28 protein-coding genes are annotated in these 22254 nt (G+C 66.7%); 19 read left to right on the top strand and 9 right to left on the bottom strand.

From position 1 onward, the window contains the following. Positions 1 to 158: 158 nt before the first annotated feature. The 9 genes from ABEA07_RS17300 to ABEA07_RS17340 all read right to left on the bottom strand — a co-directional run bounded on the left by ABEA07_RS17300 (position 159) and on the right by ABEA07_RS17340 (position 6870). Positions 159 to 389: an EscF/YscF/HrpA family type III secretion system needle major subunit gene (locus ABEA07_RS17300; RefSeq protein WP_345539388.1), complete on the bottom strand. Its 231-nt coding sequence runs from the start codon at positions 387 to 389 to the stop codon at positions 159 to 161. A gap of 88 nt (positions 390 to 477) precedes the next feature. After that, positions 478 to 747 (bottom strand): hypothetical protein, encoded by a 270-nt coding sequence (locus tag ABEA07_RS17305; protein ID WP_345539389.1) that lies wholly within the window; start codon positions 745 to 747, stop codon positions 478 to 480. 7 nt (positions 748 to 754) lie between these two features. Next, complete coding sequence (sctD, locus tag ABEA07_RS17310) at positions 755 to 2230, bottom strand: type III secretion system inner membrane ring subunit SctD (RefSeq protein WP_345539390.1); 1476 nt, start codon at positions 2228 to 2230, stop codon at positions 755 to 757. Positions 2231 to 2264: 34 nt separating this feature from the next. Then, positions 2265 to 4370, bottom strand: coding sequence for a type III secretion system export apparatus subunit SctV (gene sctV / locus ABEA07_RS17315; protein WP_345539391.1), 2106 nt, complete (start codon positions 4368 to 4370; stop codon positions 2265 to 2267). Beyond that, entirely contained in the window at positions 4370 to 4726 is a 357-nt protein-coding gene (gene sctY / locus ABEA07_RS17320; protein WP_486392157.1) for a type III secretion apparatus assembly chaperone SctY, read from the bottom strand. Before sctY ends, sctV begins: the two co-directional genes overlap by 1 nt. Positions 4727 to 4728: 2 nt before the next feature. After that, entirely contained in the window at positions 4729 to 5118 is a 390-nt protein-coding gene (sctX, locus tag ABEA07_RS17325; RefSeq protein WP_345539393.1) for a type III secretion apparatus assembly protein SctX, read from the bottom strand. Beyond that, positions 5115 to 5510, bottom strand: a complete 396-nt coding sequence (locus ABEA07_RS17330; protein WP_345539395.1) for a type III secretion system chaperone family protein — start codon at positions 5508 to 5510, stop codon at positions 5115 to 5117. The genes sctX and ABEA07_RS17330 overlap by 4 nt, the downstream gene beginning before the upstream one ends. Beyond that, complete coding sequence (locus ABEA07_RS17335; RefSeq protein WP_345539396.1) at positions 5507 to 5812, bottom strand: TyeA family type III secretion system gatekeeper subunit; 306 nt, start codon at positions 5810 to 5812, stop codon at positions 5507 to 5509. Before ABEA07_RS17335 ends, ABEA07_RS17330 begins: the two co-directional genes overlap by 4 nt. 2 nt (positions 5813 to 5814) lie before the next feature. After that, complete coding sequence (locus tag ABEA07_RS17340) at positions 5815 to 6870, bottom strand: hypothetical protein (RefSeq protein WP_345539397.1); 1056 nt, start codon at positions 6868 to 6870, stop codon at positions 5815 to 5817. A 464-nt stretch (positions 6871 to 7334) separates the two neighbouring features. Between ABEA07_RS17340 and ABEA07_RS17345 the strand changes: the two genes are divergently transcribed. From ABEA07_RS17345 to sctN, 19 genes are all read left to right on the top strand, one after another. Further along, positions 7335 to 7961, top strand: a complete 627-nt coding sequence (locus ABEA07_RS17345; RefSeq protein WP_345539522.1) for an RNA polymerase sigma factor — start codon at positions 7335 to 7337, stop codon at positions 7959 to 7961. 11 nt (positions 7962 to 7972) lie between these two features. After that, positions 7973 to 8467, top strand: coding sequence for a type III secretion system stalk subunit SctO (sctO, locus tag ABEA07_RS17350; protein ID WP_345539398.1), 495 nt, complete (start codon positions 7973 to 7975; stop codon positions 8465 to 8467). Continuing rightward, positions 8464 to 8967, top strand: coding sequence for a hypothetical protein (locus ABEA07_RS17355; protein WP_345539399.1), 504 nt, complete (start codon positions 8464 to 8466; stop codon positions 8965 to 8967). Before sctO ends, ABEA07_RS17355 begins: the two co-directional genes overlap by 4 nt. Then, the gene (gene sctQ, locus ABEA07_RS17360; RefSeq protein WP_345539400.1) at positions 8964 to 10007 is read left to right on the top strand and encodes a type III secretion system cytoplasmic ring protein SctQ; all 1044 of its coding nucleotides are present in this window, start codon (positions 8964 to 8966) and stop codon (positions 10005 to 10007) included. The genes ABEA07_RS17355 and sctQ overlap by 4 nt, the downstream gene beginning before the upstream one ends. Next, entirely contained in the window at positions 10004 to 10654 is a 651-nt protein-coding gene (gene sctR, locus ABEA07_RS17365) for a type III secretion system export apparatus subunit SctR (RefSeq protein WP_345539402.1), read from the top strand. The genes sctQ and sctR overlap by 4 nt, the downstream gene beginning before the upstream one ends. Positions 10655 to 10666: 12 nt before the next feature. Beyond that, positions 10667 to 10936 (top strand): type III secretion system export apparatus subunit SctS, encoded by a 270-nt coding sequence (sctS, locus tag ABEA07_RS17370; protein WP_345539403.1) that lies wholly within the window; start codon positions 10667 to 10669, stop codon positions 10934 to 10936. Between the two features lie 2 nt (positions 10937 to 10938). Further along, complete coding sequence (gene sctT / locus ABEA07_RS17375) at positions 10939 to 11739, top strand: type III secretion system export apparatus subunit SctT (RefSeq protein WP_345539404.1); 801 nt, start codon at positions 10939 to 10941, stop codon at positions 11737 to 11739. Beyond that, positions 11736 to 12812, top strand: coding sequence for a type III secretion system export apparatus subunit SctU (gene sctU / locus ABEA07_RS17380; RefSeq protein WP_345539405.1), 1077 nt, complete (start codon positions 11736 to 11738; stop codon positions 12810 to 12812). The genes sctT and sctU overlap by 4 nt, the downstream gene beginning before the upstream one ends. Further along, positions 12802 to 13203 (top strand): CesT family type III secretion system chaperone, encoded by a 402-nt coding sequence (locus ABEA07_RS17385; protein WP_345539406.1) that lies wholly within the window; start codon positions 12802 to 12804, stop codon positions 13201 to 13203. Before sctU ends, ABEA07_RS17385 begins: the two co-directional genes overlap by 11 nt. 8 nt (positions 13204 to 13211) lie before the next feature. Beyond that, positions 13212 to 14954: a type III secretion system outer membrane ring subunit SctC gene (gene sctC, locus ABEA07_RS17390; RefSeq protein ID WP_345539407.1), complete on the top strand. Its 1743-nt coding sequence runs from the start codon at positions 13212 to 13214 to the stop codon at positions 14952 to 14954. Continuing rightward, positions 14951 to 16102 carry a GNAT family N-acetyltransferase gene (locus tag ABEA07_RS17395; RefSeq protein WP_345539408.1) on the top strand — a complete coding sequence of 384 codons (1152 nt, stop codon included), beginning with the start codon at positions 14951 to 14953 and terminating at the stop codon, positions 16100 to 16102. The genes sctC and ABEA07_RS17395 overlap by 4 nt, the downstream gene beginning before the upstream one ends. Then, positions 16099 to 17040, top strand: coding sequence for a hypothetical protein (locus tag ABEA07_RS17400; protein WP_345539409.1), 942 nt, complete (start codon positions 16099 to 16101; stop codon positions 17038 to 17040). Before ABEA07_RS17395 ends, ABEA07_RS17400 begins: the two co-directional genes overlap by 4 nt. Before the next feature lie 332 nt (positions 17041 to 17372). Beyond that, positions 17373 to 17861 (top strand): hypothetical protein, encoded by a 489-nt coding sequence (locus ABEA07_RS17405; RefSeq protein ID WP_345539410.1) that lies wholly within the window; start codon positions 17373 to 17375, stop codon positions 17859 to 17861. Between the two features lie 11 nt (positions 17862 to 17872). Continuing rightward, entirely contained in the window at positions 17873 to 18331 is a 459-nt protein-coding gene (locus ABEA07_RS17410) for a tetratricopeptide repeat protein (protein ID WP_345539412.1), read from the top strand. Beyond that, positions 18328 to 18726 (top strand): EscI/YscI/HrpB family type III secretion system inner rod protein, encoded by a 399-nt coding sequence (locus ABEA07_RS17415; RefSeq protein WP_345539413.1) that lies wholly within the window; start codon positions 18328 to 18330, stop codon positions 18724 to 18726. The genes ABEA07_RS17410 and ABEA07_RS17415 overlap by 4 nt, the downstream gene beginning before the upstream one ends. Before the next feature lie 7 nt (positions 18727 to 18733). Next, entirely contained in the window at positions 18734 to 19540 is an 807-nt protein-coding gene (gene sctJ, locus ABEA07_RS17420) for a type III secretion system inner membrane ring lipoprotein SctJ (RefSeq protein WP_345539415.1), read from the top strand. Then, positions 19537 to 20208, top strand: coding sequence for a SctK family type III secretion system sorting platform protein (locus tag ABEA07_RS17425; protein ID WP_345539416.1), 672 nt, complete (start codon positions 19537 to 19539; stop codon positions 20206 to 20208). The genes sctJ and ABEA07_RS17425 overlap by 4 nt, the downstream gene beginning before the upstream one ends. Beyond that, positions 20178 to 20873 carry an HrpE/YscL family type III secretion apparatus protein gene (locus ABEA07_RS17430; RefSeq protein ID WP_345539418.1) on the top strand — a complete coding sequence of 232 codons (696 nt, stop codon included), beginning with the start codon at positions 20178 to 20180 and terminating at the stop codon, positions 20871 to 20873. Before ABEA07_RS17425 ends, ABEA07_RS17430 begins: the two co-directional genes overlap by 31 nt. Before the next feature lie 50 nt (positions 20874 to 20923). Then, the gene (gene sctN / locus ABEA07_RS17435; protein WP_425584151.1) at positions 20924 to 22243 is read left to right on the top strand and encodes a type III secretion system ATPase SctN; all 1320 of its coding nucleotides are present in this window, start codon (positions 20924 to 20926) and stop codon (positions 22241 to 22243) included. Positions 22244 to 22254: the final 11 nt, after the last annotated feature.

Raw genomic sequence — 22254 nt, forward strand, 5'->3', positions numbered from 1 at the left:
TGAAACGGCGCCCGCGGGACGCGCGCGACGGGCTGCGATGCAAGGCGCGAAGCGCAGCGATGCCCCGGGGGCATCGCAAGCAAGCATTCGCAACGCTGCAGCGCGGTTCGCATCGTGCGGACAGCGGATGCGATTCCAGTGGTCCAGTGGACTTCGCTTCAGAACTTCTGGCAACAGCCCTTGAGCACGTCGCCGCGCTCCTTCACCATGGAACTGACCATGCTGATCATCAGGCTGTTCTGATTCACGAGGTTGGTGTAGTAAAGCAATTGCGCCGCATCGACATCCTTGCCGGATTTGATCGCGCTCATCGCGGTTTGCAGGTCAAGCTCCGACTTCGTGACAGGAACGTCGAACAGGTCCTGCAAATATCCGAGAGATACACCCATGACTACTCCTTAGGTTCGAACGAATTAACCGTCTGTGCCTGAAGCCACTGGCAAGTGTTAACGCTCCGACACATTCCTATGTACCGCCCTACGCGCCCTGGCCCCCGGAGCCGTACTCGCGCGCAGCGCCGGCAGGTGGCATCAGGTCGAGCACGGTGACTGCCACCCCCACTGCGGCCATGCCGGCCTCCAGCCGCCGGTAGGTATCGCGATCGTGCAGTTGCCGGCGTGCCAGCGTGCAGGCGTCGTGCATGTCGCCCAATCTGACCCGCAGCTCTGCACGGTATCGACCGCTCGTGTCGGCGCGCAGGTGCTGCTCCACCTCGAAATCGTTGTGCTGTTCCTGAGATGTCATCATCAGCCTTTCAAGGTCCATATCGAACGCGGGTTCCGTCGGCCAGCGCGATCTCGCCGTCGCGCACCGAAACGACCGTTTGCCCGCCGAGCGCGCCACCCGGCGTGATGCGTTGACCGCCGGTGGTCACGATGTAGGGGAAGGCGCCGCCCACGACGGCCGCCACTTGCGCCGCAGCCGGATCGGGCGCTGCTTCGACGTGGGCACTGATCTTCAGGGTGCTTCCGTGGAGCCGCGTGAAATCCAGGAAGAGCGCCTCCCAGCGACGCGTTTCCTGCGAGCTGAGGCTGGCGCGCAGTTCGAGCGCCGGCTCGGTTGCGACGACGCTGAACTTTTCGCCGAGCCCAGCGTCACGCAGGCGCTCCATGAAGAGTTCGCGAACCTGCTGCGGTCGCAAGATGTTCAGCTCGATCGGTTCGAGAGCAGCGAGTTCACGCCGGGCATGTTCGGAGAACGACGCCGCCTCCGCTGCGCTCGATGCGGAACCGACAATCCGCAACACCTTTCCATCCCCCGGCTCCGAGCGAAGTTCGAGCCGGCCGGGCGACCGATGCTTCTGGACGAAGCGCTCGAGCGCCGCGAGCCGTTCGGCGTCCAGCATCACCTTGTATTCGATGGGCAGATGGAGTGCCGACAGCTGCTCGCGCAATTGCTGGAACTGCTCTTCTGTTTGAAGCCTTCCTCCCACCACCCATGACCCGCTGTCGCCGCGCTTCAGTTCCAGGGATGATGCGGGAAAGCTCTTGATGGCCTCGGCCAGCGCCGAAGCGCGGTCCGCGTCCGCTTTGGCGGCCGCCTGGGCCGCTGCCTCTGCGTTTGCTTCCGCTTCTGCTTCCGCGTCTGAAGCGACGAGCTTGACGCGCTGCTCCTGCTCGCCGGGCGCAGCTGCGCCAGGGCTGGCGGTCGCCTCGGAACTCTGCCGCACGGCGGCGAATGCGGCGGCCAACGCCAGCAGGATCACCGCGCCCGGGATGGCATACCGACGCGCTGCCCCGCGCTGTGCCCCGGTCGATGGGTCGTCGACGTTAGGTGATGGCCTGGAATAAACCGCCGCGAGCGCGGTGCTCTCGCGAGACGTCTCTTCCCCTTCCGCTTCCTCTATCTCCGGGACCACGCCTTGCGCTGTGTTCCGGACCTGCAGGGCCTCCTCGTCCGGCCATTCGTCGCCGGCCGGAGCGGCCGTGAGCTTGACAAGGCCGAACTGAAGCACGGTCCCCAGGGGCAGCGGCCCCGGCTCGATCGCCTGCCCGGTTAAGCTCAGGACCTGGCCCTGCAGAGGCTCGACCATGATCGCCGTGGCATCGACGCTGATCTGCGCATGCTCCTGCGCGACTTGCGCGCCGACCAGGACGACTGTGCAGGCGTCGGAAGTGCCGATCGTGTAGCTTCTTCCATGCTGCAGCGGCAGGCGCGCACCGGCCTGGGGGCCGTGCAAGACGCGCAACTCGATCGTGTCGTCCGCAGGCATCGTGTTCTCGAGGCTCACCTGGACACCTCTCGGATTCGGCCCGCGCTGCTCTTCATGTCGAGATCCGTGCCAGCGGCTGGATGTTGATGTCCGGCGTCAGCTCCTGGTACGACAGCACGGCCAGGTCGCCGACCTCCTGCTCGATCAGCTTGCGAACATAGCGGCGGATGTCCATGGATGTGAGCAGCACCGGCTTCTGCGTTGCCGTCGAGGTGTCGCCGACGACCGATCTGACCGCGGCAACGATCTTCTTGCTCGCCGCAGGCTCCAGCGCCAGATAGGAACCGCCCGATGTCTGCCGGATGGCGGTTCGCACCTGGTCCTCGATGGCCGGCGACAGCAGATAGGCCGGCAGCATGTTCTGTCCCGCAGAGAACTTGTGGCTGATGAATCGCTTGAGCGCCATGCGGACATACTCCGCCAGAAGAACAGGGTCCTTTTCTTTCTGTCCCCAGTCGACCAGGGCCTCCATGACACCGCGAACGTTGCGGATCGAAATCTCCTCGGAGACGAGCCGCTGGAGGATGTCGGCAATCTTGTGGATCGGCATGACGCGCGTCACCTCCTTGGACAGCTCGGGAAACTTGGCTTCCATTTCCGTGAGAATCGCCCGCGTTTCCTGGATGCCCACGAACTCCGCCGCATGCTTGCGCAGCACATAGGCGATGTGGTAGCTCAGCATCTGCATGGGCTCGAGGTAGGAGATGCCGGCTTTCGCCATGGTCGGCTTCAGGCTGTCGGGGCACCAGATCGACTCCAGGTTCGGAAGGAACTTGGCATCCTTCTCGAAGGGGATTTGCAGGGCGGTGAGGTTTTCCGGCGACTCGCGCACCAGAAGATGTGCGGCGCGCAGGCGCCCCTGTGAAACCGGCACCTCGCCCACCAGGATGGCATAGGCCTCGCCCGACAGTTGTTCGTTGAAGCGCAGTTGCAGCCCGGGGAACACGACGCCGAGATCGTAGTAAAGAGCGCGGCGAACTCTCACCAGTTCCTCGTTCAGTACCGCCGCCGAGAACATCTGCTCCAGCTGCGCACTCACGTCGACCATCAGGGGCACGGTCGGCTGAAAGCCTTCGGGTCCCACGTCCTTCCTGCCACCACCCGCTTTGTCCCCCTTGCCGGACAGGTCGACTGCGGGAAGGGTCAAGGGCTTGCCGGAGGCATCCACCGTCTGCGTCTCGCCCCTGAACAGCGTGTAACCCACGATGCCCAGCACGATGGCCAGCGCCAGAAACGTGAAGGTCGGCATTCCCGGGATCAGCCCGAATCCGACCATGACCGCGGTGCCGATCAGCAAGGCCTTGGGTTGCGAGAGGATCTGCGCCCCCACGTCGCGGCCGACGTTCGACGGCCCGTCGCCGGTGCTGACCCGCGTGACGATCATGCCCGCCGCAATGGAGATGAAGAGCGCCGGGATCTGTGCGATCAGGCCATCCCCGATGGTCAGGATGGAGTAGATGCGCATGGCGTCGCTGGCCGTCATCCCCCGCTGCAGCGTGCCGATCAGGAGGCCGCCGAGCAGGTTGACGCAGACGATGATGAGCCCTGCGATCGCATCACCCTTGACGAACTTCATCGCCCCGTCCATCGAACCGTAGAGCTGGCTCTCCTTCTCGACCAGCCCGCGCCGGCGGCGTGCTTCGTCCATGTCGATGGCGTTCGCACGCATGTCGCCGTCGATGGACATCTGCTTGCCCGGCATGGCGTCGAGCGAGAAACGGGCGCCCACTTCCGCGACCCGCTCCGCCCCCTTGGTGATGACCACGAACTGGACGATGGTGAGAATGAGGAAGACCACCAGGCCGACCACCAGGTTGCCGCCCACCACGAAGTTGCCGAAGGTGTAGATGATGTGGCCGGCATCGCCGTTCAGGAGGATCAGGCGGGTCGTCGCGATTCCGATGCCCAGGCGAAACAGCGTCGTGACCAGCAGCACCGAGGGGAAGGACGAGAAGGCCAGCGGGCTGGGCAGATACATGGCCACCATCAGCAGAATGGCCGAAATGCACATGTTCACCGCGATCAGCGCATCGACCAGCCACAGCGGCAGCGGCAGGATCATCATGAAGATGATGCAGACGATCAACGCCGCCAGGATGAGGTCGTTGCGATCGACCAGCATCTGGACGACTCGCTGCGCGCCGTGGGAAAGCTTCATCACCGGGCGTCCCTCGACATGCGCTGTTCATCTGCTCGCCGGGCGATGAAAGTCTCGAAGGCCTGCTCGGCTTCGCCATGCCGGCCCTGTGCGGCAAGTGCCTGGCCCTGGAGCAGGTCCAGGACCGGCGATGGTTCGCCTTCATCGCGCATCCGGTCGATGACGCGCTCCGACTCGCGCGGCTGCCCGGCACGCGTCGCGGCATACGCCAGCGCCAGCGAAGCGCGGCGATCGCCTGGCTCGAGCGCGCACAGGGCCCGCAGCAACGCGAGCGCGCTGTCCTGCCGTCCGTGCCGCAGATAAAGCTGGCTCAGCAAGCGCAAGACGTCGAGAGACTCGTCCTGGTGTCCGGCCATCGTCACCCTGCCACCAGCGAAAGCCGATAGTGCTGAAGAAGCGCAAACAGCTCGCTCTGGTCATCCAGCACGTCCACGGCCCGATGGAGAAGCCTTGCGTTGCGCCCGTCGGCGGCCGCCGCGGCCAGCAGGCGCTCTCGCGCGTCGCGCACGCCTTGCCAGAACCGGTGCGGCAAGAGCAGCCCGGCTTCGGCAACCTCGGCGCCGATCTCGCCCCACAAATAGTCGTCGAGGGTCGGGAGCGCATACAGCTGGTCGAGGAGCGACCTCTGCGGCACCGACGCAGGCGCGACTTCCCCGAACGGCAGCGATGGGGCGGGCGTGCCCCGCACGATGAGGTCGATGCCGCTGTCGAACTTGAGCGCGCTGCCGCCGACCCGCCGAAGACTCATGCCGCACTCCCGGCGTGCGCGACGCGCTCATGGAACTTGAACAGCGTGTCCACGGCCTCGTCCAATGTGCTCGACAGGAAGGAAGACCTTGCAATGCGCAAGGTCGCGACGAGCTGGTCGCCGTCCAGCGCGACCTGCGGTGGGTCGCCCAGGCCGGAGCGGAAGTCGGCGAGCTGCAGCGCCGCACGCATGCTCATGCTCTGCGGCTGAGGCAGCGGGGCCTGAACGATCACCAGGACCTCGTCGCCCCCACTTTGCGCCAGATCGATCAGCGTGAGCTGGCGTTCGCCTTCCACCATGAAGCTGAGGCAACCCTGCTCGTCCAACCGCAGTCCGGGCATCCCGGCCGCCTGGCCGAACGAATCAATGACGTCGTCGACCCAGTCCATCATCCCTCCTGGTGCTGGCCCTCGGCCTCGATGCGGGCCTCTTCCTGCTCGATGGCGTTGTCCAGCGCGGCCTGCGCGGCGTCCAGCGTTGCCATCCGGACCTGGCGATCGTCGAAAGCCTTCTCCGGCAAGTCTGCCAGCACCCGCTTGAGGCTCGTCAGGAACACGATGGTCGGGACGCCCTCCGGCAGCCCGCAGCTCGTCGCCAGCCGCTCAAAGTGGCGCGGCATCGGCGTGCCCCCGCCCAGGATGTCCAGCACACCGTTGACCAGCCGGGTCATGTCGATGACTTGCGGGCCTCTCATGATCACGCGGTGATGGCCCTCATGCTGGGGGCCACTTCATCGTTCACGCGGAAGAGACCGTCGACCAACGAACGACCCTCGTAGGCTCGCTGCAGTTGAAAGTTCACGGCCGCCAAATGCTCTTTTGTGAAGGACTTGATGACAGTCCACATTTCGACGCCCAGCGCCCCGATGAGGTTGTGCAGCGTTGCCTCGAACGCCCCCGGGGTGGCCAAGCCGGACGGGCAATTGCGCACGATGGAGCGCGTCAGCTCGATCCAGTTGCTCGGGGCCTTGTTGGCCACCTCGACGCAGGTCGCAACGAATTCCGGTTGATTGGGCTGGCCCTTCGCCACGTCGGCCAGCCACAGCGTGGCGACCTCGTGCGCGTCGGCTGCGGCGTTGCTGCTTTCCAACTGACGGATCTGGTTCTCGACCGATTCCCGCAGTGCCTGGCGTTCCTGCCCCTTGAGGAGTCTCGGAATCCCTTGCATGTCTGCGAGCCAACCCATGATGGTGGATGTGTCGGATCGCTTGATCTTCTGGCACAGGGTCTGGATATCGAGAGGCTTGCTGTCCGGGGGCGCGTCTTTCAACACATCCTTCAGCAGCTCGGCGAGTTCCTCAGGCGTCTCCGTGTCCCGCAGGTGCTTGGCAAGCTGCTCTGGGTCACGGAACTTTTCGTCTACCAGGACGGTGGCTGCGATGCGCCTGCCGGCGCTGTCCTGGTCTTCGTCCTCGTCTTCGTCGCCGAGCAGGGCACGCAGCATGCGCAGGGCCGCATAGCTCCGGCCCACGGCGGCTCCTCGCCCGCGCTGAAGGGAAGCGGCCTGCCTTCCAAGGCTGCTGAGCCGGGTGCCGGTCGACTGAGCGCGTCGCGCGGCATCGGCCGCAGGCATCTGCAGAAGCGCCGGCTCCGGCCGTCCACGCAGCACTCCGACCAGCCTCGATGGATCTGCCTTGCGCTGCTCGGCCTTTTCTCGGAGCCGCTCGGGCAGCGCCGCCTGCTTCGCGTCGGCGTTTTTGATTCGGCCCGTCTTGCCCGCACCGGTGTTGCCCGGTGCCGCGGTGGCGAGCATGCCAAATATCGAACGCGGCGTATTTGCTTTGCTAACGACATTCATGTGTAGATGAGCCCCTCCAGGGGACTGGATGCCAGTGGTAAGTAACGAGGTGCCTGGGCCAGTTCCACACGCCGAGTGGGGCTTGACTGCGAGCCCTTGTGCCATACGTCACGCGCGTGGCGTCACCGTCCATGCGGTGGTGGCCTAGTCCATCGGACTGATAGAAATTTCAACTACCTGCAAGCAGACTGCGCCGCATGCTTCACATTGCTTCACCAAGCGAATGGCCGCGAGGAGGCCCCTGGCGCAGCGCAACGCATTCGCACCCGCCGCCCGACCACTGCTTCTTCCTGCAGCGCCTCGACCCTCACGCCTGACAACCCTTCCGCCGCCCGCAAGCCGGTGTCCCGGGCTTGCCTCGCCCCTCGCACGTCACTGACGGCGCGACCCGCCATCGCCCCTTGCCTGGATTGGCCTTCATGACGCACGTCGCACCTCTCCAAGAATGCCCGATCCCGATCCGGTTGGAAGACGTTGGAAAGCCGGAGCCGCCGTTGGCCCCGGCGGCGGCCGTCGCCGCGATGGACAAGGAGGCGCTGTTCCGCCGGCTCATCAAGGACTATGGCGCTGCACTGCGCTATTTCGTCTTGCGGCGCGTCGGCAACCCGACCGATGCCGAAGAGGTCGCGCAGCAGGCCTTGGTGGAGGCGGCGACGAACCTCGCCGCCTACCGTGGCGAGGCCGAGATCTCCACCTGGACATTCGGCATCGCCTCCAATCTGATCCGCAACCACATCAACCGCTCGCCGGAGCGCCGCTACGTATTCGAGCCCGCCGACGTCCTCGATCTGCTCGAGGATCCGACCAGCGATCCCTTCGACGTGCTGTCGCGCCGACAGGTCATGAACATCGTCGTCGCCAAGCTGGGCGAGCTGCCCAAGGGCATGGCCGAGGCGCTGCTGCTCGTCTCCGTCGACGGGCTCTCGTACGAAGACACTGCGTCGCAGCTCGGTGTCCCCGTCGGCACGGTGCGAAGCCGCGTGTCGCGCGCGCGCGCGACGCTGCGGGCGCTGTTGCGCGATGCCGGCTTCGACGAGCAGGCCTGAAGGCACACCCCATGGACGCGATCCGAGGTCTTCTGCGCATCAAGAGCGTCCGGGAGGAAGGGCGCGAGCGGGAGCTGCGAAAGGCCAAGCACGAGCTGGACCTGGCCATGCAGGCGCTGCGCGACGCCAGGCAGACCCACGAATCCCGTGTGCAGGAGCATCGCGAACGCGAGGAAGCACTCTACCGCGACCTGATGTCGCGCCCGGTCGTCGTGCGCGAGCTGGACGACCTCCACGCGGAGATCGTCGCGATGAAGGAGGTCGAGCAGAAGGACAGGCAGGCGGTCGAACAGGCAGAAGAAGCGCGCAAGCAGCAACGCGAAGTCGTGGATGCGTCCACCGCTGCCTGGCGCGCCGCCATGCAGGCATGCGACAAGTTCCGAGACTTGCACCAGCAGGCGATCGCGCGAGGGCTGGAAGAAGAGGAGCATCGGGCCGGCCTCGAGCTGGAAGAACACCCCGCCCGCGTGCCCGGACGCGAGTTCTCCGGAGGTGCCGAGACATGAGCGGCAGACCACGTCTGGTCGATCTTGGCCCGCTCTACCTGCCGGTCGGCGAGGAGGTCCAGCGGCCGATGGAGCGGGCCGACCTCGCCGACGACGCAGACCGCTTCGCGGCCTTGCTCGAGGCGGGCCGACCCGGGTCGGCCGGGGACAGGGCGGCGCAGGCATCTGCACAGAAGGACGACGACCCCTCGGTCTCGGATCTCGCGTCCCACGTTCAGAACGTGTGGGACCGCGAAGCGTCAGGCACCGACGGCGAAGTGCGCGTGGTCCCGAGCAAGGATCTGTCCCCCCACACGACGCTCCGGCTCCATGGGAGCTGCGGGACGTTGCATGTCGAGATCCATTGCGACGCGTCCGCGAATCCAGCCTGGTTCATTCCTCGACTGCCGTCGCTCGGGAGAGACCTGGCCTCGCGTCTCCAGCGGCCTGTCTGCGTGGCGCTCTTCGGGCCGGGCGGGGCTCGCATCGGTCACTTCGAGTCCTCGGAGGCTTCCGCGTGACCCTTTCACCTGCGGTCAGTGCTGCTCGGCCTCTCAAGATCGCCACGGTGGCGCGCGACATCCTGAGCGCGCGCAACGTGCTGTGCCGAAGCCGCAGCCCCGTGCGAGCGGTCTGGAATGGCCGGGAGTGGTCCTTCCGCCTTCTTCCTGTCAGCGCGACGAGCGCCGACGCAGCGTGTTACGTGGAATGCGATTGGGGCGGCGCCCGAGTCTTCCTCGCGTTGTCCGCCTTCGCTGCACAGGAACTCTCGGCCGGCCTGCTGGGCCTGGACGCGGGCATGCGCCTCCCGTCCGAGCTGGTGCTCGCATGCGTCGAGGGCGCGCTGGGCGACCTTTCGGCCTCGATCGAGAACGGCACGCGAAAGCATGTGCAGTTGCGGGATGTGACGAGCCATGCGCCGCAGGGAGGAAGCCATGAGCGCTACGCGTGGCAAGCCTGGACCGAGGACGCCCGGCTCGAGGGCGAGCTGCTTCTCGATGCATCGGCTACGCGCTACCTCGCCGCCGCCTTCAGGGAACACCCGCTGGAACCCGTGGATGACGCGTGGCAAAGCCTGGCGGTGCGCGCAAGCCTGTTGGTGGGTTGGGTCGACCTCTCGCATGAGGCCATGGCCCAGCTCGCGTGCCGGGACGTGATCGTGCTCGACGAAAGCCTGATCACCCGCGACAACCATGTCGTTCTGCAACTCGGCCCGGGCGTCGGGCTGCGCTGCCGACTCGAAGGCCAGGAGCTCAAAGTCATCCAAGGAGTGCACGAAATCATGTCCGACCTCGACTCCGGCGACGACGCCGACGCCGCCGCCGGCATTCTGGACGGCATCCCGGTGCGCCTCACCTTCGATCTCGGGGACCGCGAAATCGCGCTCGCCGAGTTGAAGACGCTGCGTCCCGGCTACATCTTCAACCTGGGTCGCGACCCCCGCGCGGGGGTGAACATCCGGGTCAACGGCAAGCTGATGGGCGAGGGGGAGCTGGTCGACATCGAAGGGCGCATCGGTGTCTGCATATTGCGCCTCGGCGCGGAAGTGCAGGCGCCATGATCAATCTCGATCCCATCGTCCTGGCCTTCACGCTGGGCCTGCTGGCGCTCGTTCCGCTCATCGTCATCACGACGACCTCCTTCCTGAAGCTGTCCATCGTGCTGTCGCTCGTGCGCAGTGCCATCGGCGTGCAGCAGACACCGCCGAACATCGCCTTGTACTCGCTGGCGCTGATGCTGACGGTCTTCATCATGGCCCCGGTGGGCTACGAGATGGCCGACGCCTTCGAGGCCCAGCCAAGCCCTACCGCGGACATCTCCTCGTTGTTCGCGGCGGCCAAGCGCGGTGCGGAGCCGATGCGCAAATTCCTGCTCGGCAACAGCAAGCCGGAGCAGCGCGCCTTCTTCCTGAGCCAGGCCAAGCGGATGTGGCCCGCCAAGGTGGCAGGCCTGGCGCGGGAAGACGACCTCGTCATCCTGGTGCCGGCCTTCGTGGTGAGCGAGCTGACAGCCGCTTTCGAGATCGGGTTCCTGCTCTTCCTGCCCTTCATCGTCATCGACCTGGTGATCTCCAACATCCTCATGGCCATGGGAATGATGATGGTCTCGCCCGTGACGATCTCGCTGCCGCTCAAACTCTTTCTCTTCGTCATGGTGGACGGCTGGTCGCGCATGCTCCAGGGCCTGGTCATGACCTACCGCCTCTGAGGATCAGGCCGCATGGAAATCGTCGACATCGTCTCCCACGCGGTGCGTGCGCTATTGCTGGTTCTCTGGCTCTCGCTTCCGCCCATCGTGGTGGCATCGGTCGTCGGCACCCTGTTCAGCCTGCTGCAGGCGCTCACGCAGATCCAGGAGCAAACGCTTTCGTTCGCCATCAAGCTGGTCGCGGTCGGCCTGACGCTGTTCCTCACCGCGCGATGGATCGGCGGGGAAATCTTCAACTACACCGTGGCCCTCTTCGACGCCATTCCACTGGTGGCGCGCTAGCGATGGATTTCTTCGAGGCGCCCATGCAGTTTCTCTCGACCTTCGGCTTCGCCGTACCGCGGATGTTCGGCGTGTTCTCGATTCTGCCGCTGCTCAGCCGCGAAGCACTGCCAGGGATACTGCGGGTCGGGGTCGTGGGCTGCTTCGCGCTGCTGCTCGTGCCTGGCCTGGCCGAAGGGGCGGCCCAGGTCCGGTCGGCCCACGAAACAGCACTCATCGTGCTGCGCGAGGCGCTGCTGGGCGCGCTCATCGGCTTCGTGCTGGCGGTTCCCTTCTGGGCGGTCGAGGCGATGGGAGACATCATCGACACGCAGCGCGGCACCAATCTCAGCCAGACCCTCAATCCGCTGACCGGGCATGAAACCTCTCCGCTCGGACAGCTCTTCAACCAGGCCATCGTGACATTTGCCTTCGTCACGGGCGGCTTTCTGCTCGTGCTGTCCGTCATCTACGACAGTTTTGCTCTGTGGCCGGTGTTCCAGCCATGGCCCAGGCCGGAGGCCGCCGCCGTGCCGATGCTGCTGCAGCAGATCGATCGCCTGATGCATCTGACCCTGCTCTTGTCCGCGCCCGTGGTGTTTTCGATGCTGCTGTGCGAAGGCGGCCTCGCGCTGGTCAGTCGCTTCGTGCCCCAGCTTCAGGTGTTCTTTCTTGCCATGCCGATCAAGAGCGCGGTGGCCATGGTGGTGCTGGCGATCTACGCGCCGGTTCTCTTCGACGTCGCGCACACCACGCTGCGCGACAGCTTCGCCCAGGTGCTGCGCACCGCCGGCGAGGCATTTCCCATCGCGAGGCCCCGATGAGCGAAAAGACCGAGCAGCCGACCTCCCACCGCATTCGGCAGGCGAGGGAAGACGGGCAGATCGCGAAGAGCAAGGACTTCACCGAAGTCGTCATGATGGGCGCGCTGGTGGGCTACACGCTCGCCGCCGGGGGAGACATCTTCAGGGAGCTGGCCGCCATGATCGTGCAGGCCGGCGAGCTGGCAGGGCATGACTTCTCTTCCGCCCTGGCCGTTGCGACCACGTCCATGCTGCGAGCCGGCACGGCGGTCCTGCTGCCCTACATCCTGATCGTGGTGGTCGTCGGCTTTCTGGTCGAAGGTGCCCAGACGGGAATGCTCGTTTCTTTCAAGGCGCTGATGCCGAAGGCCGACAAGCTCGACCCCATCGCCAACCTCAAGCAGATGTTCAGCATGAAGAGCCTGGTGGAGTTCCTGAAGACGAACCTGAAGGTGCTCATCCTGTCCTTCATCGTCTACTTCGTCGTGCGCGACTCCCTCCAGATCATGGTCAAGCTGCCGCTCACCAGCATCGGTGAGTCGGGGCGGCTCCTCGGAGAAATGATGTGGGTTCTCTTCAAGTGCACCTTCATCGCCTTCCTGGCCATTGCCGTCCTCGACCTGGTGTGGCAGCGCTACAGCTACATCAAGAGCTTGATGATGTCGATCGACGAGATCAAGCAGGAGCACAAGCAGATGGAAGGTGACCCGCATGTGAAGGGCCACCGCAAGGAACTCGCCAAAGAAATCGCCATGGGCGAGGCGGTCGGGCATACCAAGGATGCGAGCGTGCTGGTGACCAATCCGACGCATCTGGCCGTCGCGCTGTACTACCAGGCCGGCGAGACGCCGTTGCCGGTCGTGGTGGCCAAGGGAGAAGGCGTGGTGGCCGAAGCGATGAAGCGCGCGGCGGAGGAGGCCGGCGTCCCCGTCATGCAGAACGTTCCTCTCGCGCGTGGGCTGATGCGTCACGCTGCGGTGTACCAGTACATCCCGTCCGAGTTCATCGAGCCGGTGGCACAGGTCCTTCTGGCCGTGCGCAGGCTGAAGGAAGAACTCGCCTGGGAAGCGCAGGAGCTGCGTCATGATTTCTAGCCGTTCGCACGCCGGCTTCGCCGGCTACCTGCTGCGCGCCCGCATCGATCCCGGGCCACCCCGCAGCGATGGCACGGTGGCGCTGCTGTTCGACGGCAATGTGCGGGTGCTGATGCACCCCGGCCTGCGCGGCGAGATCGTCGCAGAGGCCCAGCTGGACCTGCTCTCGGGCCACGCTGCCAACGACGACGAAAGGATGCTGTCCGCCTTGCAGAACGCCGCGGCGCGGCCGCTGCAGGAAGCGGCCCGGCTGGTGCTCACGCCACACCAGGACCGGCTCGTGCTTCAGATGAGCGTGCCCGCCGATGCATCCGCCGACCAGTTCGAGCTGAGCCTGGCGTACTTTCTGGACGCGGTGAACGATTGGCGCGGGCGCTTTGGAACGCTCTGAGTCGAGGCATGGGCAGCTTTCGGCACTCGTTCTTCGGCAAGCCTGCGCTGCGCTGCCTGGTGGCCGCCGCGCTGCTGTGCGGCGCGGCGGCGGCGCGCAGCGCCACCACGGCCACGGCAGGCCTGGCGTCGATCCCATGGCCGGACAGTCCCTTCACCTTGATGAACACCGGCCAGAAGCCCGAGAAGATGCTGGCCAACTTCGCGCAGACCTTCGGCCTGCGCCTGCAGCTGGATGATCCGTTGCCGCAGGAAGCCGGGCCGATGCTCGGGCGCGCGAGCGCGCCTAACCCCACCGAATTTCTCAACCAGCTGGCCGCCGCGTACGGCCTCATGTGGTACCACCACGATGGCACGCTCTACGTCGCCCGCACCGACTCGCGCCAGACGCGCGTCCTGCCGGGCAAGGGATTGAGCACCCAGACGCTGCGCCGCGTCATGGCCGAGATGGGCTTCCTGGAATCCAAGTTCGGCTGGAGCGAGATCGAGGAGAACGGCTCCGTCATGATCTCCGGCCCCAAGTCGTACGTGGAACGCATCGAGGCCGCCGTCAAAGCCCTTCCGGAAGCGCGTCCCGAGCAGCAGATCCAGATCTATCGGCTGCGCTACGCCGCGGTTGACGACCGCGTCATCAGCTATCGAGACAAGCAGATCGCCACGCCCGGTGTCGCGACCGTGCTGCGGAACCTGATCGCCGGCGGCGCGGCCGGCGGCGTGTCGCCCGAGATCGCCGACCTGGTCGCGCCGTTGCGGACGGAAGCCAAGCCCGCCGGCGAGGCTGCGGCCGAAACGCCCGCGGCGCCCGAGGGGCGGCGGCTTCCAGCCAGCGCCGCGCGCGGCGCCACGCGCACGGGCGCCGTCATCCAGGCGGACCCCCGGCTGAACGCCATCATCGTGAAAGACAGGCCGCAAAACGCCCCCATCTACAAGGCCCTGATCGAATTCCTGGACGTCCCCAGCAGCCTGATCGAGATCGAAGCCATGATCGTCGACGTCAACAAGTCCAGCATGTCGGAGCTGGGCGTCGACTGGAGCGTCGGCCTGGGCAAGCTCAGCGCGGGCTTCGCGGGGGGGCAGCTCTCCTTGTCGGGCGGCCTCCCTGGCGCTGTGCCTGCCGTCGTCTCCGGCGCTGCCCTGGCCAGCAGCATCGGCACGGCAGGCACCACGGTCGCCAATCTGATCCAGGCGCGCATCAGCGCGCTGGAAGGAAAGGGCAGCGCCAGGATCGTGTCCAGGCCTTCCATCCTGACGCAGGACAACATGAGCGCGCTCATCGACCTGGCGGATACCTTCTACATCCAGACCACGGGAGAACGCGTCGCGCAGGTCACGCCCGTGACCGTCGGCGTCACGTTGCGGGTCACGCCACGGGTGGTCGGGGACGCGGACAAGCGCGCGGTGCAACTGGTCGTGGACATCGAAGACGGCGGCATCCTGGACACCCGCATCGGCAACCTGCCCACCGTGCGGCGCAGCAACATCAGCACGCAGGCCATGGTCGGCGAGGCGCAAAGCCTCGTCATCGGCGGCTTGAACACCGAGTCCCAAACCCAGCAGCGCGACGCCGTGCCGGTGCTGGGCGATGTGCCCGTCGTGGGTGCGCTGTTCGGCAGGTCGACGGGCAGCAAGGAAAAGCGTGAGCGGCTCTTCCTTATCACGCCCCGCGTGGTCGGCAGCGGAGATGCACGCCCGGCCGCGCCACGCAACGAGCCCGAGACGGCAAGCCCGAGTTCAACTCAAGAATCCCAATGAGCACCCTGAAAACAGTCGTAGACAACGCGCGCTCGTCCGCACACTTCGCGCGCATCCTGATGTCGGTCACCGAGGAAACGCCTGCCGAAGCGCTGACGGCCTGGCTCGATGGGGCGCTGGGATCCTTCGGCCATTTCAGAGACGTCTGGCCCTACGTGATCCTCGCGCTGCGAAGGAACCACCGCGTGGACCGCCGCCGGATCGCGCAGCGCCTGTCGAGGATGTGGTGCGATTCGTCCGTTCACTGGGACCCGGAGACGCTGCGGGGCCTGGCACGCGTCGCATACCTATGCTTCGACCTTTGCCTGGCCAGGCGGGCATTGCAGGCATTGTCCGGGTTGCAGGCGCCCAGTGTCACCGACCTGTTGTTGGAAGCCAACTGCCATGCCGCCTGCGGCGACCTGCGACAGGCGCTGAACATCTGCGGCGCGGTCCTGGATCGGTCACCTCACAACACGCAGGCGATCGCTCTGCACAGGAGTTGGACGCAACGGGTGGCGCGCGCCAGCGATCCTTGGCAAGCACCGATCATCGGTTCGGACGGACTGCGCCTGGAGCCCATGCACGTGGAGCATGCGGCGGCGCTGGCCTGGCAGTACCGCGACCCGGCCATCGCCGCCAGGACCCTGCTGCCGCCGCTGGAAGAATGGGACGCCGCCGAGGCATGGATTGAACACCGGCGTTCCTACTCCAACGTCGTGCCTTACGTCCTGCTCCACCGGGAGCATGGGCTGCTCGGCTCGACGGAGATCACGGTCAGTGGCACCGAGGCATTTTTATGCATCTGGATCGGCGCGGACTGGCAGGGCCGCGGTTATGGCCGTCGCATGACGGCCATGGCCTGCGAGCATGCGTTCCGTTGCGGCATCGAAGTGATGCTCACGGCCGCCTTCGACGACAACGTCGCCTCGTTGCGCACACTCCGAGGCTATGGATTCGGTGACGTGGCCATCCGGGCGGCGCACCCCGATCACGATCGGATCTTCCTGTCCCTTCCCACTCGCCCCATGGGTCCGGATGAAATCGTGCGCCGTCTGATCGGCTTCTCCGACCGTGCCGACACAGGCTTCGTGTTCCCCGTACCCGGGCAGACAGGCAAGGCGCCTGACCTGCCAATGCAAACCGCTTCAAACGAGGAAGACCGATGAGCGACAGGATCGACAACACAGCACCGCCGGCCCGCGTGAAGACACAGATGCCTTCGATGGCGCCGAAACAATCAAGCGACCTCGATCTGCTGGCCGACCGCTTCGAGGCGCTGCTGCAAGAGGCGGCATCCCCCCCGTTCGACCCGCATCCGCTCGCGGCTTCGCCGCTGGTTCAAGACCCTGGCGAGGCGCCGTCGCCGCTGGGGCGACCGAGCCTGGGCGCATCCCAGGTGCCGAAGGGTGCGGCGCAGGAGGCACCGAGGGACGTGCCACTGGAAGCGCAACACGAATCGCCGCATGATGCGCCGACGGTCGCGCCGCAGGGAGCGGGCGCGCCGGAGGCCCCGGACGAAGGACCGCAGGAGCCGCCGCAGGAAGCACCGGGCGACGCGCCTCCGGAGCTCGTCGCCGAGGAATCCTGCCAGATCGCGGGCTCGCCTTCGATCGACCCGCGCATCCCAACTGCGCTGCGCAGGCTCCAGCTCAAGCAGCAGCAACTGCAGCGTCAAAGGGAGGTGAAGCTGCAGGAGGACGCCGCAAGAAGTGCGGGCCTGGCAGGCGCGGTATCGGCCCAGTCAGATCGATCGACAGCCTCGGGCGCGACTGCGCCGGGCGACCTCCGAGCCGTCGGTCGCGTCGAGGAGATCGCTCGCGCACCCGAAGCGCCTCAAGAGCTTTCGGCCGCACCGCCCGAGCTTCTGGACCTTCCGACCCTTCAGGCCAATGACGCCCGTGCCGAGGAAGTTGCCGTTGAACAGAACGCGCGCGATCCGTCCAGCGAAACGTCGCCCATCCGGCACGAACACGTGCGCCAGCAATCTCAGCGGCAAGAAATCGCTGCAGGCGAGGCGGCCGCGGCCCAAGTGGTTCAGGCCCAGCTGGTGCAGCAGCTGAACACCCCGGAATCCCTGCCGCTTCAATTGCTCGAGTCCATTTGAGACACGCCGTTTGATCTGACTTCATTGGCGCGACTATTTGCGAGGCCACACGACCTCTCGGACGGAACCTCGTCCAGATGCCGAGTTACCTATCGACTGACAGCAGGACACCGTCTATTCAGCGAGATCGAAAGAAGCCATGGGAACAGCAAAAAGCGTCACCGTCACCCTGCCTGGAACCAAGGTCGAATGGGAATTCTCGAACGCCGAGCCCGCCACCGAGGGCGATTTCACGGGCGTCAACACTTACCAGATGGGTATGGCCAACGTCGCCAAAGTCATGGTCGGAGCCAAGCAGGATCTCAACGACTACGCAGCGGAAGTCGAGTGGAATGCCCGACCCGACGGCCGACCTCGAAACCATGGTGCAGGACTTGCAGGCCCGGGTCCAGGCCATGATGCAGCGGCTCTCCGACCCGCAGATCAACGGCATCTATGTCACCGCCTGCAATCTTCTGCGGCTGGGGCACGCCGACCGGGCCGCGCCCATGCTTTCCACGCTCACGGTCTTCCGGCCCGAGCGTGTGCAGTTCTGGCATGCGCTCGGCCTGTGCCACCGGCGGCTCGATGAATTCGCCCCGGCCGCCGCGGCGTTCGGCCGCGCCTTCGCGCTGGCCCCCGCTTTCCTCGACTGCGGGCTGATGCAGGTCGAAGCCTTGCTGCTGCAGGGACTGCGGGCCGAAGCCACCCGCCTGCTGGACGAGGTCGGCAGCATGGCGCGGGCGCAGAACGACGCGGCGGCGATGCTGCGGGCCGACGGCCTGCGCGAACTGATCGAAGGCCCCTCCACATGCCCGATGCCCATCACGAATTCCCACTGAGCCGGTCGGACTTGCAACTGCTCGCCCAGATCGGCTTCTTCGCCGCGCAGTCGGGTCAACGGGGCGCGGCAGCCGCGCTCTTCTCGGCGCTGCGCGTGGTCCGGCCCGAGGCGGTGCTGCCCTGGATCGGCCTGGCGCTGGCCGACATGGGGGCGGGCCGCGCCGGGGAGGCCGCGCGCTTTTTGCGGGACGAGGCGCTGCGTGCGCACCCCGCCGACCCCGAGCTCTGCACCTTCCTGGGCCTGGCGCTCATCGAAGCCGGCCACCTGGCCGAAGCCCGCAAAGTGCTCCAGGAACTGGTGGACAGGGAATGTGCCGCGGGCAACGAAGCCCAGCCGCACGTGCGCATGGCATCGCGCCTGCTGCAATCGCCGCCTCCAGGGGCCGGGCCCGCAGCGGCTCGCAGCACCGCGCTGGTCGAGATCCCTCGCGATCCGTCCGCAAGCGAAAGCACGGCGAGCCCCGCATGAACGGCGAGATCATCTCCATCCTGTCGCAGGGTGCACTGCCCGGGGCGCGGCTCGACGAGCCCGTGCTCGGGCCGGCCGCGGCCTCGGATGTCTCGCGCTTCGCCAACGCGATGGCGTCGCCGGCAGGGGCCTCCCATGGGTGGGCCGATGTGGGCGAGGTCGCGCGCGCCGGGTGGAGCGACGCGTTCATGCATTCGATGCAGGAGTTCGGGCGCGGCTATGCGGAACAGTCGAACCGGATCAAGCAGATCCTGAGCGACCCCACCCAGGTGGGCGCCACGGAGCTTCTGAGCATCCAACTGGGGCTGGTCGATACCTCGCTGCGCGTGGAGCTGGTCAGCCGGGCGGTGCAGAAGGCGACGCAGCACATCGACCAGCTGACGAAACTGCAGTAGGAAGAGCATGCACACGATTCTGCGCGCGCTGATTTGCGCCCTGGCGGCATGCGTCCTGGCCGGCTGCGAGGGCTCGGTGCAGCTCTTCGCCAACCTGAACGAACGCGATGCCAACGAAGTGCTCGCGTCCCTGAAGGAGGCGGGGATCGACGCACGCAAGCTCCCGGGCAAGGAAGGCATCAACCTCGAGGTGTCGCAGCCCGTCGCGGCGCGGGCCATCGAGCACCTGAACGCCGAGGGCCTCCCGCGCGAGCGCCGCAGCAACATGGGCGACGTGTTCCGGAAGGAAGGCCTGATCTCCTCGCCGCTGGAGGAACGCGCGCGCTATCTCTGGGCGCTCTCGCAGGAGCTGTCGGAGACGATCTCGCAGATCGACGGCATCGTTCGCGCGCGCGTGCATGTGGTCCTGCCCGAGCGCAGTGCCGGCAGCGATCCGGCCATGCCCTCGTCGGCCGCGGTGTTCGTGAAGCATCGGCGCAGCGTGCACCTGGAAGAGTCGATCCCGCAGATCCGCCGTCTGGTGGCCAGCAGCATCCCTGGCCTGCAGATCGAGAAAGTGACCGTCGTGCTCGTGCCCACGGGCCCGCGTGCCTCCGGCGTCGACGCCGGCACGCAGCGAGCGAACGCATCGCCCACGGCGAACGGCGGCAACGGCACGATGTGGGCGTGGTGGGTGTCGCCGCTGGCCGGCGGCCTGCTCGCCTCTTGCATCCTCGCCGGGGTGGCTTTCGCGACCTGGCGCAAGCGCAGGAAGGCGCCCGCCATCCCTGATGCGCAGGCACCCGTTCCTGCGGCCGAGGGCGACGCGACGTGAGCTCCGATCCGCTTCGCAACCCCGCACTTCCTGCCAAGGCGCTTGCCGAGGTGCGCTGGCTGGTTCACGAGTTCGACCAGTGGCCGGCCGAGTACCTGGACACGTCGCGCCGGGGTGAGTTCATTCCCCCGCCCGTGCCGGCCACGCTCTGGGACCATCCCCGCGCGCGGCGCCATTTGTCCCGACACATCGTGCGCGTCCTCGACCTGCAACCATGCGGCACGCGGCGCTCAAGCGCCGAATGGCCTGTCGCCCTGCTGAAAGGACGGTCGCTGCATCGCCTCGCGTTGCATGTGGCCGCCGTCGCTTGCGCGGGGCAGGTGCGGCGCTGCCTGCTGCGCGAAGACGTGCTGGCCTGGCGCGAATGGCTCACGCCTGCGCCTTTCGAGTTCGCGCAGCGCACGGCCAGCCTGCTGCCCCTGAAGCCGGACGCAAGCCCGGACATCGACCGTGCGGTATCCGCCGAATCGACCGGGCTGCGCTGGCTCGCGCGCGCCGCACAAGCCTGGCCCGAGCCCGTGGCCGCCCGATTTCTGCTGAAGTTGCCGCGCCCGGATGCCGAGAGCCCGTGCGATGCGGAGCCCGCCGCTGCGATGCGCCTCGTGTCGTCCGTCCTGTCTATCGTGGAGCCTCGTTGGTGTTCATTGCTCTCGACCCATCTTCATTGAGCCGGCTCGACCTGTCCCGCAAGGTCATCAAGGCCGAGGACTTCTGCGCCTTCAAGGACGCCAGGCAGGCGGTCGCCGAGGCGCGGGAGCGGGCGGATGCCATCGTTTCCTCGGCCGAGGCGGCGCATCGTGCCGAGTGCGAGCGCGGCTATCGCGAAGGCCTCGAATCGGCTCGCCTGGCGCAGAGCGGCAGCATGGTCGAGATCGTGTCTCAGACCGCGCAGTACTATGGCCGCGTCGAGACCGAGATGGTCGAGCTGGTGATGAACGCCGTGCAGAAGGTGGTGAGCGACTTCGTCGACGAGCACGACCGCGTCTCGACCGTCGTGCGCAATTGCCTGGACCTGGTGCGCAGCCAGAAGCAGCTCAGCTTGTCGGTGCATCCGTCGCAGGTGGAGCACGTGCGCGGGCAGCTCGACGAACTGCGCCGCCAGTTCCCGGCCGTGGCCCAGATCGACGTGCATCCGGATGCGAAGGTCGCCGTCGACGCGTGCATCGTGGAATCCGAGATCGGCGTCGTCGAGGCCAGTCTCTCCGGCCAGCTGAAGGTCTTGCGTGAAACACTGGTCGGCGTGTTCGCACCCAAGCCCGAGCTCGAAGGCGATCCCGCGCTCGCCGCGCCGCCGCTCGCAGCGCCCGCATCCGACCCAGCGGAGCATCCTTGAGCGCAACGCCTCCCGGCTTCAAGCTTCCTCCCGCGCGCACTTCCGGTGAACTGGGCTATATCGCCCGCAACCTGCGCGGCGCGGTGGCCCAGGCCGCCACGATCAAGATTCGCGGGCGCGTGGTGCAGGTCGTGGGCACGATCGTCAAGGCGGTCGTGCCTACGGTGCGCATGGGCGAAGTCTGCCTGCTGCGCAATCCGGGGGAGATCCTGTCCATCCAGGCGGAGGTGGTGGGCTTTTCCAAGGGCACGGCGCTGCTCGTGCCTTCCACCGGAACGCAAGGCATCTCGGGCGATACCGAGGTCTTCCCGACCGGTCGCGAGCAGATGGTCCCGGTGGGCCACGCGCTGCTCGGGCGCGTGCTGAACGGGCTGGGCCACCCCATCGACCTGGCGCAGAAAGGCCCCCTGGTGGTGGCCAGGCATTACCCGGTGTACGGCCCCGCGCCAGACCCCCTGAAGCGGCGCGTGATCAGCGAAGCCCTTCCGCTGGGCGTGCGCGCCCTCGATGGCCTGCTCACCTGCGGAGAGGGGCAGCGCATGGGCATCTTCGCGGCGGCGGGCGGAGGCAAGTCGACCCTGATGGGCATGCTGGTCAAGGGAGCCGAAGTGGACGTGACCGTGGTGGCGCTGATCGGCGAGCGCGGGCGCGAAGTGCGGGAATTCCTCGAGCGCGAGCTGGGGCCCGAGGGCATGGCGCGCGCGGTCATCGTGTGTGCGACGTCCGACAAGTCCTCCATGGAGCGCGCGCGCGCCGCCTTCGTGGCCACCGCCATCGCCGAGTATTTCCGCGACCAGGGCAAGAAGGTCCTGCTGCTGATGGACTCGGTCACGCGCTTTGCGCGCGCGCAGCGCGAGATCGGCCTCGCGGCCGGCGAGCCGCCCACGCGCCGCGGCTTTCCGCCCAGCGTGTTCGCCACGCTGCCCCAGCTGATGGAGCGCGCAGGCACCAACGAAAAGGGATCGATCACGGCGCTCTACACCGTCCTGGTGGAAGGCGACGACATGACCGAGCCGGTCGCCGACGAAACACGCTCCATCCTGGACGGCCACATCATCCTCTCGCGCAAGCTCGGCGCGGCGAATCACTACCCGGCCATCGACATCCTGGCCTCCGCGTCGCGGGTGATGAACGCCCTGATCACGCCCGAGCACAAGGCCGCTGCCGGCAAGGTGCGCGAGCTGATGGCCAAGTACCAGGAGATCGAGCTGCTGCTCAAGGTGGGCGAATACAAGAAGGGCGCCGACCGCGTGGCGGACCTCGCGATCGACCGCCACGATGCCATCAGGGACTTTCTGCGGCAGTCCACGGAAGAGCACGCCGACTTCGGCGAGACGCTCCGGCGCCTGAGGAGCCTGGCCGGGTCCTGAAGGGTGGGCGG

The organism is Variovorax defluvii (genome assembly GCF_039541515.1).
Lineage (GTDB): Bacteria > Pseudomonadota > Gammaproteobacteria > Burkholderiales > Burkholderiaceae_C > Variovorax > Variovorax defluvii.

Excerpts from the sequence above, each read along its gene's own strand:
- ABEA07_RS17300 (WP_345539388.1), bottom strand. The coding sequence starts at position 389 with ATGGGTGTATCTCTCGGATATTTGCAGGACCTGTTCGACGTTCCTGTC.
- ABEA07_RS17305 (WP_345539389.1), bottom strand. The coding sequence starts at position 747 with ATGATGACATCTCAGGAACAGCACAACGATTTCGAGGTGGAGCAGCAC.
- sctV (WP_345539391.1), bottom strand. The coding sequence starts at position 4,370 with ATGAAGCTTTCCCACGGCGCGCAGCGAGTCGTCCAGATGCTGGTCGAT.
- sctY (WP_486392157.1), bottom strand. The coding sequence starts at position 4,726 with ATGGCCGGACACCAGGACGAGTCTCTCGACGTCTTGCGCTTGCTGAGC.
- sctX (WP_345539393.1), bottom strand. The coding sequence starts at position 5,118 with ATGAGTCTTCGGCGGGTCGGCGGCAGCGCGCTCAAGTTCGACAGCGGC.
- ABEA07_RS17330 (WP_345539395.1), bottom strand. The coding sequence starts at position 5,510 with ATGATGGACTGGGTCGACGACGTCATTGATTCGTTCGGCCAGGCGGCC.
- ABEA07_RS17335 (WP_345539396.1), bottom strand. The coding sequence starts at position 5,812 with ATGAGAGGCCCGCAAGTCATCGACATGACCCGGCTGGTCAACGGTGTG.
- ABEA07_RS17340 (WP_345539397.1), bottom strand. The coding sequence starts at position 6,870 with ATGCTCGCCACCGCGGCACCGGGCAACACCGGTGCGGGCAAGACGGGC.
- ABEA07_RS17345 (WP_345539522.1), top strand. The coding sequence starts at position 7,335 with ATGACGCACGTCGCACCTCTCCAAGAATGCCCGATCCCGATCCGGTTG.
- sctO (WP_345539398.1), top strand. The coding sequence starts at position 7,973 with ATGGACGCGATCCGAGGTCTTCTGCGCATCAAGAGCGTCCGGGAGGAA.
- ABEA07_RS17355 (WP_345539399.1), top strand. The coding sequence starts at position 8,464 with ATGAGCGGCAGACCACGTCTGGTCGATCTTGGCCCGCTCTACCTGCCG.
- sctR (WP_345539402.1), top strand. The coding sequence starts at position 10,004 with ATGATCAATCTCGATCCCATCGTCCTGGCCTTCACGCTGGGCCTGCTG.
- sctS (WP_345539403.1), top strand. The coding sequence starts at position 10,667 with ATGGAAATCGTCGACATCGTCTCCCACGCGGTGCGTGCGCTATTGCTG.
- sctT (WP_345539404.1), top strand. The coding sequence starts at position 10,939 with ATGGATTTCTTCGAGGCGCCCATGCAGTTTCTCTCGACCTTCGGCTTC.
- sctU (WP_345539405.1), top strand. The coding sequence starts at position 11,736 with ATGAGCGAAAAGACCGAGCAGCCGACCTCCCACCGCATTCGGCAGGCG.
- ABEA07_RS17385 (WP_345539406.1), top strand. The coding sequence starts at position 12,802 with ATGATTTCTAGCCGTTCGCACGCCGGCTTCGCCGGCTACCTGCTGCGC.
- sctC (WP_345539407.1), top strand. The coding sequence starts at position 13,212 with ATGGGCAGCTTTCGGCACTCGTTCTTCGGCAAGCCTGCGCTGCGCTGC.
- ABEA07_RS17395 (WP_345539408.1), top strand. The coding sequence starts at position 14,951 with ATGAGCACCCTGAAAACAGTCGTAGACAACGCGCGCTCGTCCGCACAC.
- ABEA07_RS17400 (WP_345539409.1), top strand. The coding sequence starts at position 16,099 with ATGAGCGACAGGATCGACAACACAGCACCGCCGGCCCGCGTGAAGACA.
- ABEA07_RS17405 (WP_345539410.1), top strand. The coding sequence starts at position 17,373 with ATGCCCGACCCGACGGCCGACCTCGAAACCATGGTGCAGGACTTGCAG.
- ABEA07_RS17415 (WP_345539413.1), top strand. The coding sequence starts at position 18,328 with ATGAACGGCGAGATCATCTCCATCCTGTCGCAGGGTGCACTGCCCGGG.
- sctJ (WP_345539415.1), top strand. The coding sequence starts at position 18,734 with ATGCACACGATTCTGCGCGCGCTGATTTGCGCCCTGGCGGCATGCGTC.